Source organism: Petroclostridium sp. X23 (assembly GCF_030013905.1).
Taxonomy (GTDB): Bacteria; Bacillota; Clostridia; order SK-Y3; family SK-Y3; genus X23.
Genome location: NZ_CP124862.1, coordinates 2,808,220 through 2,819,884 on the forward strand (window position 1 = coordinate 2,808,220; position 11,665 = coordinate 2,819,884).

Here is an 11,665-nt window from a genome sequence, read left to right on the forward strand (position 1 = left end):
CCACATACCTGACCACGGGAGAATAGTCCCTCTTTCTATCCCCTCTTCAGAAGAGCCTTTACACCTTGAATGATCGCTTTTGAATTCAGGCCATACATTTCAGCAAGAGCTTCCCTCGTACCCGAGCGACCGAATTTATCCATTACACCTATTCTCTTCATTGGAACCGGATACTCTTCAATTAGCACCTCGGCAACAGCACCTCCAAGACCGCCTAAAACATTATGGTCTTCTACTGTCACCACTGCCCCTGTCTCTTTCGCACACTTAATAACCATATCTTTATCAATCGGCTTAATGGTATGCATGTCGATAACCCGCGCAGAAATGCCGTGTACATTTTTCAATTCTTCTGATGCAACAATCGCTTCGCAGACCATTTCTCCGGTTGCGATAATAGTAACATCATTACCTGCTTTCACCTGGATGCTCTTGCCGATTTCAAAGGTGTATTCATTTTCATTATAAATAACCGGGACATCATATCGGGTACCCAATCTTAAATAAACAGGTCCTTTATATAAAATCGCTTGTTCTACTAGTGCCTGTGTCTCAACAGCATCCGAAGGTACTATAACTGTCATGCCCGGTATGGCGCGCATGAGCGCAATATCTTCTACACATTGATGCGAACCTCCATCTTCGCCAATTAAGATTCCACCGTGTGTAGCAGCCACTTTTACATTTAAATTGGGATAAGCGATTGAATTTCTCACCTGGTCATAGGCACGCCCGGCAGCAAACATCGCAAACGTACTAGCAAATACCGTCTTGCCGCAGGTCGCGATACCTGCTGCAGTAGACATCAAATCCCCTTCTGAAATTCCCATATTAAAGAAACGCTGCGGGCATTTGTCGGCAAATATCTGCGTTTTAGTTGCCTTTGACAGATCGGCATCCAGAACCCAGAAATCATATTTATCACTTAATGCGGACAATGCTTTACCATATGCCTCTCTTAGAGATACCTTTACCGTCATATTATTCACCCTCCAATTTCTTCAACGTTTCTTGCAGTTCTCCAATAGCCATATCATATTGTTCTTTGCTTGGTGCAGCGCCATGCCATCCGACCTGATTTTCCATAAACGATACACCTTTTCCTTTAACAGTATTACAAATTATAACCGTAGGCATATCTTTTACCTGTTTTGCCTCTTGAATGGCGTTCATGATCTGCGCAATATCGTTGCCATCAATTTCAATGACATTCCATCCGAAAGCAGAAAATTTTTCTTTTAAAGGATATGGAGACATCACCTGCGTTACGTTACCATCAATCTGCAATCCGTTATGATCAAGAAACACTGTCAAATTATCAAGTTTATAATGAGCTGCTGTCATGACTGCCTCCCATATTTGGCCTTCTTGAATTTCACCATCACCAACGATGGCATAAACCCGGTAATCCTTTTGATCAGCCTTTCCCACCAAAGCCATTCCATTGGCAGCGGACAATCCCTGCCCGAGAGATCCGGTGGACATGTCTATCCCAGGTATTTTTTTCATATCGGGATGTCCTTGAAGGATGCTGTCAATCTTTCTTAAATTTTTCAGTTCTTCTACCGGTATGTAACCCTTTTCAGCAATGGCCGCATAGTAAGCCGGAGCAGCGTGCCCTTTCGATAGGACAAACCTATCCCGGTCGGCCCACATGGGGTTGTTTGGTTCTAATTTCATTTCATGGAAGTATAGTACGGAAAGAATCTCCGCAATAGACAGCGAGCCTCCCGGATGTCCTGAACCCGCGCAGTAGACACTATCCACAATATGCATTCTTATCTTAGCAGCTTTTCTCTGCAATTCATTGATTAAGCTAAATTCCATTTTTTGATCTCCTTTTCGTTAGGATACTTACACAATATAGACCAGGCCAAAAGCCCGGCCTATTCATCTGAACAGATATTCTTGAGGGTTATTATTCAAATAAAGTATTGATAAAGACATAAGGAAATAATAGAAGCGCGATCATATATCAATCAATCGTATCGTGCTGCCGGATAAAGTCCAATGCATTTGGCAGCATACCTGTATTCCATCCACCGTCGCAAAAGATGGTCTGTCCAACGACATACGTGGATTCATCGGAACATAGATAGCAAACTAAATCAGCAATTTCTTGTTCGGTTCCCCATCTTTCTACCGGTGAAACCGAGAACACCTGCTCCTGACTTATGGCTTTTAATGCCAACCCTTTTTCTACAATTGCCGTATAGATCCAACCCGGTGCTACTGCGTTTACCCTGATTCCGTACATGGCCCATTCAGCCCCCAGTACTGCTGTCATTCCATTTATACCCTTTTTGGATATACAATACGGTGCACGTCCTATATTCACCATACGGCTATTGCCGGAAGAAATGCTGACGATTTTTCCGCCGCCGTTTTTTCTCATCACCTTTCCTGCCGCTTGCGAACAGAAAAACGCACCTTTAATGTTTATATCCATAATTTTATCAAAAGCTTCTTCAGACAGCTTCATAGAAGGACAAGGTTTTTGAATACCCGCATTATTGATTAGAATATCTATCTTTCCAAACTTTTTTTCACAATAATCAGTCATTTTATAAATTTCTTCAACATTACTTACATCCAAAATAAAACAATCGGCAGCATACCCTTCATCGCAAAGCTCTTTCACCGCACTTCGGGACTCCTCTTCCAAAATATCCGCTATAAGAATCTTTGCTCCTTCAGATGCAAGCTTTCTTGCAATGGTAAGTCCTATGCCTCTGGAACCACCTGTAACGACTGCGACTTGATCTTTTAATCTATTAAAACCATTCATAATGACACCTCTCTAATTTAGTTACATACCTCAAATCTCTTTCTAAGAAAGGATATACTACTCTTATTACCACCACTTTATCTGATCTGTTACATGACGGCGTATTTCCACAAACTTAGGATCGGTAAAATCACGAGGTCTTGGCAGATCAACAATCACTTCTTCTTTAATGGTGGTAGGCTTATTTGAAAGAATCAGTATTCTTTCGGCAAGATATACCGCCTCTTCAATATTATGTGTTATAAACACAACCGTGCTGTTAAATTCTTTCCACAGCTTAATGACTTCATCTTCCAGATAATACCTCATCTTTATATCCATTTGCCCGTAAGGTTCGTCCATTAAAAGCAAATCCGGAAACATTGCGAAGGCACGGCCTATGATAATACGCTGCTCACTGCTTACCGACAACTGATGCGGGTACTGGTCCCGGAATTTCTCAAGCCCGAGAAGCTTAATAATACGCTCTACCCTTTCTTTGATAGTATCTTTAGGCAAGCCTTTTATTTTAAGTCCGAACTCTAAGTTTTTTTCAACCGTAAGCCATGGCATCGCCGACGGCTCCTGAAATGCGAATGCAAGATTATGCACTTTGGGGTCTGCCTGGGTACCATCAATTAATAAATCACCTGAGGTAGGCATATATATTCTGGTAAGCAAATTTAGAAAAGTAGTTTTTCCGCATCCTGTTGGTCCGACAACACACACAAACTCACCTTTTTTTATGTTGAAGGATACATTATCCAACACATGCAGATCTCCAAAATACTTTGTAAGATTTTTAACTTCGATTTTATTTTGATTTGACATTGCACTGCTCCCTTTCATTGATTTATTTAAAGAGCAAGGTCAGTCTTGCCGGATATTTCTTTTCTTAAATTGAGGAATAAGGGATCAATCACATCTCTTGGCCTTGCTAAATCTATCGTGTATATTTCTTTCACCTTTGCCGGACAATCGGTCAAAAGGATGATACGGTCGCCAAGATATACTGCTTCCTCAATATTGTTGGTAACAAAAATAATGGTCCTTTTTTCTTGAGACGTAATTCTGGCAATTTCATTTTGCATGTTGTATCTTGTCTGCGCGTCAAGCTGCCCGAAAGGTTCATCCATAATCAGGATCTCCGGGTCATTCGTATATGCACGGGCAATGCCCACACGCTGTTTCATCCCCCCTGATAACTGATGAGGATAACTGTTTTCAAAACCACCCAGGCCTACAAGATTGATGTAGTATGCCGCTTTTTCCCGACGTTCCTTCACACTTACACCACGCATTTTGGGACCTATTTCAACGTTTTCCATTACTGTTTTCCAAGGCATCAATCCCAGCTTTTGAAACACCATTCCCATCTTTGGATTAGGCGATGTAACGATCTCTCCATCCAATGCGATATCTCCGCTGTCTCGTTCCATCAAACCGGATATCATATTGAGCATAACGGTCTTACCGCAGTGGCCCGGACCGAGCAATACCAAAAATTCATTCTCTTTTACATCAAATGACACATTATCAACTACCAAATGCGACTCGCCCTTTTTGGAGTAAAATGTTTTTGATATGTTTTTGATTTCTAGTCTAACTCCAGTTTTTTGTTCCATGGACAAGCCCACCTTTCGATATAATCTGTAATAACTGCAAGAATCGCACCAATAACCCCTATCACCAGCATACCTACCATTATTAAGGGAACATCAAAGAATTCCATTCCTCTTGTAATTAAGAATCCCATCCCTGCTTTTGCGCCTATCATCTCCGCCGCCAGCACAACCATCCAACCGCCACTGGTGGCATTTCTGACGCCTGCAAATATTGCCGGCATCGCAGCTGGAACGGCAACCTCAAGTAAAAGCTGTCTTTCATTAGCGTTAAACATTCTGGCTACATCAAGGTGAAGCGACTGTACCATTTTAATCCCCGTATATGAGTTAATGACGACAGGCATAAATGTTCCTATAAAAACAATAATAACTTTTGGCAGCTCATCAATTCCAAACCACATAATGACGATAGGCAGCCACGCAATGGGCGGTATCGGCCTGATCAACTCAAATAGTGTACCAAATATCGCATTTAGCGTTTTGTTCCATCCGATCATAACCCCAAAAGGAATACCCAATGCAAAGGATATTAAAAGTGCCAGGAATACTCTCCGTAAGCTTGCCCATATATGCCCGAATAAAGTCATATTGCTGATGGGCTTTGTAAAGAGAAGTAAGAATCTATCGAATGCCATCAGAGGTGTGGGAACCAATTCCGAATTCACATTGGATGCCGAAAGCCATATAACTAGTAAAATACCGATAGATGCGAATGGCGCAACTGCTGTAAAGATACTTTTTGCGGTAATAGTTTTTTTATCCGTATATACTGTTTTCATCACATCGTCCTCCATCTTACTACTATATTTTCTATCTTTGTAAAGATGTAGGTAAAACCAAAGCCCAGTACCCCAATGGTCACCATCCCCAATACGATAACATCGGGACGGGCAAATTGCCGGCCCATGGCGATCATATACCCAAGACCTGCATTTGCAGCTAGTAATTCTGCCGCTACAAGGGTTCCCCACGCATTGCCCAGTGCAATACGTATTCCCGCAAAAACCATAGGCATTGCAGATGGTACACCAACCTTGACGAATGTAACAAAGTTAGAAGCACCGAATGTTTTGGCAACATTGATAAGTGTCTGATTTGTGCCTTTTACCCCTGTATAGGAATTAATCACACATGGCACAAAGGCAGAGAAGAAGATAATCATCGCCTTCGCTTCAAGTCCTACACCTACCCATAAAATGGTCAGCGGTATCCACGCAATAGGCGGTATCGGTCTAACAATCTCAAAAAGAGGCCTTACAAATCTGTCTACCGATTTATACCAACCCATTAGCAAACCCAACGGCGCTCCTATCACGATAGCTGACAAAAGACCTGTTAATGCGACAGAAAGACTTACCATGATATTGACCTGAATGACTGCGCCATCCGGATTAGGGCTTGTAAACTTTTCAAACAGAAGCGCAAATACCTTGGATGGTGTAGGCAGCAGCTTTTGCGATATAATCCCTGATTGAACCGCCATCTGCCATATAAATAAGAAACTTAATATACTGACCATAGAAAGAATCGTATATTTTGCATCACCATAGGTACTCTTCTTTCTGTTACTGCTTATTGATTGATCTGTATTTGCAACTTTTTTTTCCATGTTTATTTTTCACTCCTTGTAGTTGACACAAGTCCGTATAACGGAATTAAAATCATAATTTTTAAGCAAAAAAATGGTATGATAAATATCTTATCCGGGAAGTTGGCAGAATAACGATGTATCCTACCAACCTCCTTATGCAATTTACTTCATTGATGTTAATACATGGATATTATTTTTTTTGCGAGGCTTCATAAAGCTCTTTTACAATATCACCATTGAAAGAACCATTAAGGAATTTCTCCCCGTCCTCCGGCTTATATTTTCCTTTTGCAATGAAGAACTCAAGCGGCTTATAATTCAATTCTTCTTGTATTGTCATTTTTCCATTAGAACTTTTTTGCGTAAACATTAAATAGTTTTCTTTTAATGTATAATTTTCATTATTCACCAATAGTGCTTTACACTCAGCAGGAGTAGCTTTAACTCCTACCTCTTCATCCCACTCATAAAACATTTCGGAAGCTTTATCCAGATTATTTTGCTCAAACACCCAATCCACTGTCTTGAAATAGAGTTCAGCCCACTTTTTGATGGCTTCTCTCTTCTTAGGGTCATTATAGGATCTAGGGTTAGCCGCCATGGTGGTTACAAGTTCAACACCCGTATCGGAAGCTTTCATAACACGGGCAAACTTATCATCAAGGTCGGCTGCGTATGTGAAGTTGCCCCATAAACCTCCAACCTCTCCTTTTCCTGCTCTCATAGCCGTATTTACATTGGTAACATCCATATGTGTCAATTTTACATCTGCATCGGTTAAACCAAACTTTTCAAGACCAACCGCAAGAGCATAGTGCAGTGTAGTACCGGTAGGAACATATATTTCTTTGCCTCTCCAAGTGTCCGCAGTACCGTAAAGTTCAGGAGAAGTAGATATGTTCTTACCCGCTTTAACTATATCGGAATCTTTGGGAGTGAAGAATTGCAGCGAATCAAAATCACGGTTAGAGGCACCGATATGGATAGCGCCTTGTCCAATAGCACCTGAAAGGGTACCTCCGATCCCGTAAGTACCGCAGTCCCATCCATCGGAAGCAAGCGCCTCAACCATTACAGGGCCGTTACCGAACACCTGCCACTTTGGTTTAATACCTACCTGCTCGAAACCTCCCATTTTTTCAATGAGTACACTAATGACACCATGAGGCGATCCATTTAATATACCAAATGTAATTTCAATTGGCTCTGAAAGCGGCTCCACATCTTTATACGGATTGTCGGTGTCAGATACGGTTCCATCTGACTTACTTGGTGCGGTATCATTCGATTTGCTAGGCGCTGGCTCTTTTTGAGCACTTGGTGCACATGCGGCAAACATGCTCACACACAATAATACGGTAATGATAATACAAACTACTTTTTTCATATTAACCCTCCTTATATTTTAAGCCTCCTTTGAGGCTAGGATAACTATTTCTTCCTGAGACTTTTAAGATTGACGTTGAATCACAAGCGCTGTCTGTCAATATTTTTTTGCATGAGACTAAGAGGTATAGCGACTTAGTCTCTTCCTCAAAATGAATTATGTCAATACACTATGGTAGGAAAACAATTGCAGAAAGCTATTTAACTTTTTGATAATGATTTGCTCGCAAAACGTTTTATTTTTACATTATTTTGCTTTATTTTTTATAGAAAAGTATTAGAATAGTAATTCCCTGTATATTTAGACCATATATTTAAATTCAATATATATATCCATTGCAATAATCCGCTTAAGTACATTTATTTTTGAATATTAACCATTGATTCTTTTTATCGACTCTCCAATAACAATCTCCGTACCAAACAAAATTTCCCGGTAGTGCCTATTTGTAACATCCTTCTCCACTTCTTCCAAACGTTCCAACACAAGTTCAGCCGCTTTTTTTCCCATCCTGTTGGCATCTTGTTTTATAGATGTTATCCTTGGTGATATAAGATCTGATGAAAGTTCTCCGTAAGAGACCACCGATACATCTTCGGGTATTCTGAGATTAAGCTCCCGCAATGCGTGCATCGTACTTTCAGTCATAAGACCGCTCATTGAAGCGACGGCTGTAGGCCATTCTTCCTTTGGTAATGTTTTAAAAAGCTTCTTAATCCCTTCATATGCCTTCGTCTTATCCAAGTCACCTTTGATGATATACCTTCTATCAATCTCAATATTTTTTTCATCTAAAGCACTTTTAAATCCTGCAAAATTCTCTTTAGTCGTTGGATGACTTTCAATACCGTTTACAAATGCGATCCTCCGATGACCGTTATCCGTCACGAGTTTCATTAGTTTATATCCTGAAGCATAGTTGTCTTCAAGCACCATATCCGCCTGTATTCCCGGAACACGTCTTTCAATTAAAATCAGCGGTGTATTACGGGTTACTATCTTCTCAAGGCATTTAGGATCGTCTATAGACGATGCAAGTACAATAGCATCAACAGCACGTTCGGTAAGCATGGACAATACTCTCTCTTCTTTCTTACGGTCATTGTATGTGCTGCTGATAATCAAATTATATTCAAGGGGTTCAACAAACGTTTCTATCCCCCTCGCCAATTGCATAAAAAATCTATTGGCCATATTTGCAACCACTACACCTATCATCTTTGTTCGTCCGCTTTTTAGGCTGCGCGCCAGTACATTAGGTTGATAGTTGGTCTCACTGATAGCATTCAAAATATTTTGGCGCGTTTGATCTCCTATCGGATAATTACCACTTAACATCCTTGATACTGTTGAAATACTTACCCCTGCTTTTTCTGCCACATCTTTTATAGTTGCTTTATTAAATCTAGACACCGTCAATACCTCCTTCTGCCGTTAATAGAGAAACATATTTTTATAATATCATGAAATGTTAAATTTATACCAAGCATTGTTACTTCTTTATAGAAAACGTTTGTCATTGATGCAATCAGGCATCCCACCTCTATATAATTTAGAAACTCAGCAAACTTTGACAGCTGTTGTGATTTATATATCAGTATGGGATTTCAAAGATAATCTAGTTAAATAAAGGAGTCGCCTTTTATATAGAAATTCTTAATACTTGATTGCATACAGAATAAACAATTAATGAAAAATGGCATAACCAGCGAACTTTTTATGCAAATTGTATAGATTTTTTACAGTAAGTAATTATTTTTTATTACATTTATCATTATAGCCCCATAACAAACGTTTGTCAAGAATTTTTTAAAATAATTCTACAACGTCTTCAAATACTACTCTCAAGCTTTTAAAAATCGCTGCTTCAAATCATCACAATTACATGGCATGTAAACGATAAGACATCTTCCGCAATGAAGCATTAATACCGATTGTTTGACCTTGACAGCATAATGATATCTTTAATATCACCTTTTAATTTTTCTTCTGCATACATGGAGACTTTCCATATATGTCCTTTATGATCCAATGTCTCTATTCCCTCTTTATAATATTCCATCAGCTTATAGCGCACTAAAGTCCCAAAATTGATTTTTGTAATCCCTATATCAATAGCCTCTTTTACGTCTTCCACCGGAATGCCCGTAGCCCCATGCAGTACCAATGGTATATCGGTAATTGCTCGTATTTCTTTTAAAATGTCCAAACGTATATCCGGCTTTCCATTATAAAACCCATGCGCATTTCCAATTCCGACAGCGAGAAGGTCAGGTTCGCAGCCTGACAGAAATTCTTTTACATCCTTTACCGATGCAAGATTTTTATTTTTGCCTTGATTCCCTTGTGCATCCAATCTTGCCAGTTCTCCCACCTCGGCTTCCACCGAAACTCCAACTGCTCTAGCAGCATTAATTACTTCATTCGTGTGCTTGATATTATCTTGAATCAGTTCAGCCGACCCATCAAGCATGACAGAAGTAAATCCCGATCTTATCGCCTTCATACAAATTTCAAAGGTATTTCCATGATCCAGATGTATGGCTACAGGTACTTTTACCTTATCAGCCAGGTATTTGCTAACTTGCGCAAACCATTCCATCCCATGATAATGTAATGTTTCCACGTATGATGCGATGATCATCGGAGAACCATTTTCTTCTGCCGCTTCGCATATGGCCCGTATATTGTCATAATTTGCCCCTTGTACGTTTATAGCCGGTACCGCATAACCATTCCTTTGGGCATGCACAACCAGTTCCTTACTTGTTGCAAGTGCCATTTTTAACCACTCCTTTTATCAGTAATTCTTTGCTTATTACCAGCATTTATTTCTTCATCTTTGTGTATAAATAACCAAACAGATAACCGATATCCTACCTATCTCCTTTTGGAATATTGTATTACATCTATCCCTCAAGGCATCTAAGATATAAAGGCGGATTCGATATCCGCCCGTATTGATTGTCTATAATATATGGAAATTTAAAATTAAAAGGGTTTAAGTACTTTAAACATATTGTTCTTATAAGCTTCTACACCTGGCTGATCAAAAGGATTGATTCCCAATATAGAGCCTGAGATATAACAAGCATATTTAAAAAAGTAGAATAATTGCCCCATATAATAGGGTGTTAATTTAGGAATATTCAACACTATACATGGAATGCCTCCCTCGCTATGCGCCTTTACTGTCGCTTCATACGCTACTTCATTCAAATACGTGAAATCCTTCCCTTCAATATATGCAAAACCATCAACATCTTCTTTTCCAGATGGGATCGTATAAGCAGCACCCTGATCCTCAAGATGCAGGAAGGTTTCAAAAATGATTTTCTGTCCATCCTGGATATATTGTCCTAACGAATGAAGATCTTCACTAAATGAGCATGCCGTTGGGAAAATCCCTTTTCCATCCTTCCCTTCACTTTCTCCGAACAACTGCACCCACCATTTAGAAAAATAGTACAGCAGCGGCTCAAAATAAGCTAAGATCTCAATATGATAGCCTTTTTCCAGCAATACATTTCTTATTGCTCCATATAGCACGGCAGGATTTTCATGAAGAGCAGCGCTTTGAATCGTCTTCTTCATGTCTTTCGCTCCGGCAAGTATTTCCCGGATATCCGTCCCCCCTACCGCAATTGGCAGCAATCCTACTGCCGTTAATACAGAATAGCGGCCTCCCACATCTAATGGAAACGGTAATAACGTATACCCCTTTTGCTTCCCTAATATCTCCAGACTGCTGTTATTCAGCGAACCGGTCGCTATGATTCTCTTGCCCGCCTCTTCAACGCCGTAAACCTCTTCCATATAATTTCTTACTACCCGGAATACAATGCCCGGCTCCAAGGTTGCAAAATTCTTAGCAATAACATTTACATAGATAGATTTACCTTTTATCTTATTCATCACCCTGTTTAAATAATCAGGTGAAAGATTATTACCCGCATAGATAATTTCAGGCTTTCCATCTCCCATAGATTCAATCACGGCACGTGCGCCTTGATTGGAACCTCCTACACCGATCAGCAAAAACACATCGGCCTTTTCCCGAATTTCTGCGGCTTTTTGTTCTATCTCTCGAATCAGCAATTCATTGGCACATATATCGATATCAACCCATCCCAGTACGTCAGAATCCTTACCCTCACAATGAAGAATGCAGGACAGCATGTCACGATTGCTATCTATCATTTCATAGATGTCCTTCTCGTTTATATTTCGCAAAATGCCGGAATAATCTAATGCAATTGTTCTCATGGTTTTCCCCTTTCTAACCGGATTCTTTA

At 40.0% G+C, this 11,665-nt stretch carries 11 protein-coding genes; all 11 read right to left on the minus strand.

The window, feature by feature from the left end:
- Window positions 1-35: 35 nt before the first annotated feature.
- The gene (locus QKW49_RS13315; RefSeq protein WP_282863117.1) at window positions 36-980 is read right to left on the minus strand and encodes a transketolase family protein; all 945 of its coding nucleotides are present in this window, start codon (window positions 978-980) and stop codon (window positions 36-38) included.
- A gap of 1 nt (window position 981) precedes the next feature.
- Window positions 982-1,827 (minus strand): transketolase, encoded by an 846-nt coding sequence (locus QKW49_RS13320; protein ID WP_282863119.1) that lies wholly within the window; start codon window positions 1,825-1,827, stop codon window positions 982-984.
- A 148-nt stretch (window positions 1,828-1,975) separates the two neighbouring features.
- Window positions 1,976-2,788 (minus strand): glucose 1-dehydrogenase, encoded by an 813-nt coding sequence (locus QKW49_RS13325; RefSeq protein WP_282863120.1) that lies wholly within the window; start codon window positions 2,786-2,788, stop codon window positions 1,976-1,978.
- 66 nt (window positions 2,789-2,854) lie between these two features.
- On the minus strand, window positions 2,855-3,598 hold the full coding sequence (locus tag QKW49_RS13330; protein ID WP_282863121.1) for an ABC transporter ATP-binding protein: 744 nt from the start codon (window positions 3,596-3,598) through the stop codon (window positions 2,855-2,857).
- Between the two features lie 26 nt (window positions 3,599-3,624).
- A complete protein-coding gene (locus tag QKW49_RS13335) occupies window positions 3,625-4,392 on the minus strand; it encodes an ABC transporter ATP-binding protein (RefSeq protein WP_282863122.1) in 768 nt (255 codons plus the stop codon).
- Window positions 4,365-5,171 (minus strand): ABC transporter permease, encoded by an 807-nt coding sequence (locus tag QKW49_RS13340; RefSeq protein WP_282863123.1) that lies wholly within the window; start codon window positions 5,169-5,171, stop codon window positions 4,365-4,367. Before QKW49_RS13340 ends, QKW49_RS13335 begins: the two co-directional genes overlap by 28 nt.
- Window positions 5,171-5,911: an ABC transporter permease gene (locus QKW49_RS13345; RefSeq protein WP_282868141.1), complete on the minus strand. Its 741-nt coding sequence runs from the start codon at window positions 5,909-5,911 to the stop codon at window positions 5,171-5,173. Before QKW49_RS13345 ends, QKW49_RS13340 begins: the two co-directional genes overlap by 1 nt.
- Window positions 5,912-6,173: 262 nt before the next feature.
- Window positions 6,174-7,370: a hypothetical protein gene (locus QKW49_RS13350; protein ID WP_282863124.1), complete on the minus strand. Its 1,197-nt coding sequence runs from the start codon at window positions 7,368-7,370 to the stop codon at window positions 6,174-6,176.
- A gap of 372 nt (window positions 7,371-7,742) precedes the next feature.
- Window positions 7,743-8,783 (minus strand): LacI family DNA-binding transcriptional regulator, encoded by a 1,041-nt coding sequence (locus QKW49_RS13355; RefSeq protein ID WP_282863125.1) that lies wholly within the window; start codon window positions 8,781-8,783, stop codon window positions 7,743-7,745.
- Window positions 8,784-9,294: 511 nt separating this feature from the next.
- Window positions 9,295-10,152 carry a class II fructose-bisphosphate aldolase gene (locus QKW49_RS13360; RefSeq protein ID WP_282863127.1) on the minus strand — a complete coding sequence of 286 codons (858 nt, stop codon included), beginning with the start codon at window positions 10,150-10,152 and terminating at the stop codon, window positions 9,295-9,297.
- A 209-nt stretch (window positions 10,153-10,361) separates the two neighbouring features.
- Window positions 10,362-11,636, minus strand: a complete 1,275-nt coding sequence (locus tag QKW49_RS13365; RefSeq protein ID WP_282863130.1) for a glucose-6-phosphate isomerase — start codon at window positions 11,634-11,636, stop codon at window positions 10,362-10,364.
- Between the last annotated feature and the right edge of the window lie 29 nt (window positions 11,637-11,665).

Bases quoted from the DNA above. Each gene is read 5' to 3' on its own strand.
- QKW49_RS13315 (WP_282863117.1), bottom strand. From the start codon at position 980: ATGACGGTAAAGGTATCTCTAAGAGAGGCATATGGTAAAGCATTGTCC.
- QKW49_RS13320 (WP_282863119.1), bottom strand. From the start codon at position 1,827: ATGGAATTTAGCTTAATCAATGAATTGCAGAGAAAAGCTGCTAAGATA.
- QKW49_RS13325 (WP_282863120.1), bottom strand. From the start codon at position 2,788: ATGAATGGTTTTAATAGATTAAAAGATCAAGTCGCAGTCGTTACAGGT.
- QKW49_RS13330 (WP_282863121.1), bottom strand. From the start codon at position 3,598: ATGTCAAATCAAAATAAAATCGAAGTTAAAAATCTTACAAAGTATTTT.
- QKW49_RS13335 (WP_282863122.1), bottom strand. From the start codon at position 4,392: ATGGAACAAAAAACTGGAGTTAGACTAGAAATCAAAAACATATCAAAA.
- QKW49_RS13340 (WP_282863123.1), bottom strand. From the start codon at position 5,171: ATGAAAACAGTATATACGGATAAAAAAACTATTACCGCAAAAAGTATC.
- QKW49_RS13345 (WP_282868141.1), bottom strand. From the start codon at position 5,911: ATGGTCAGTATATTAAGTTTCTTATTTATATGGCAGATGGCGGTTCAA.
- QKW49_RS13350 (WP_282863124.1), bottom strand. From the start codon at position 7,370: ATGAAAAAAGTAGTTTGTATTATCATTACCGTATTATTGTGTGTGAGC.
- QKW49_RS13360 (WP_282863127.1), bottom strand. From the start codon at position 10,152: ATGGCACTTGCAACAAGTAAGGAACTGGTTGTGCATGCCCAAAGGAAT.
- QKW49_RS13365 (WP_282863130.1), bottom strand. From the start codon at position 11,636: ATGAGAACAATTGCATTAGATTATTCCGGCATTTTGCGAAATATAAAC.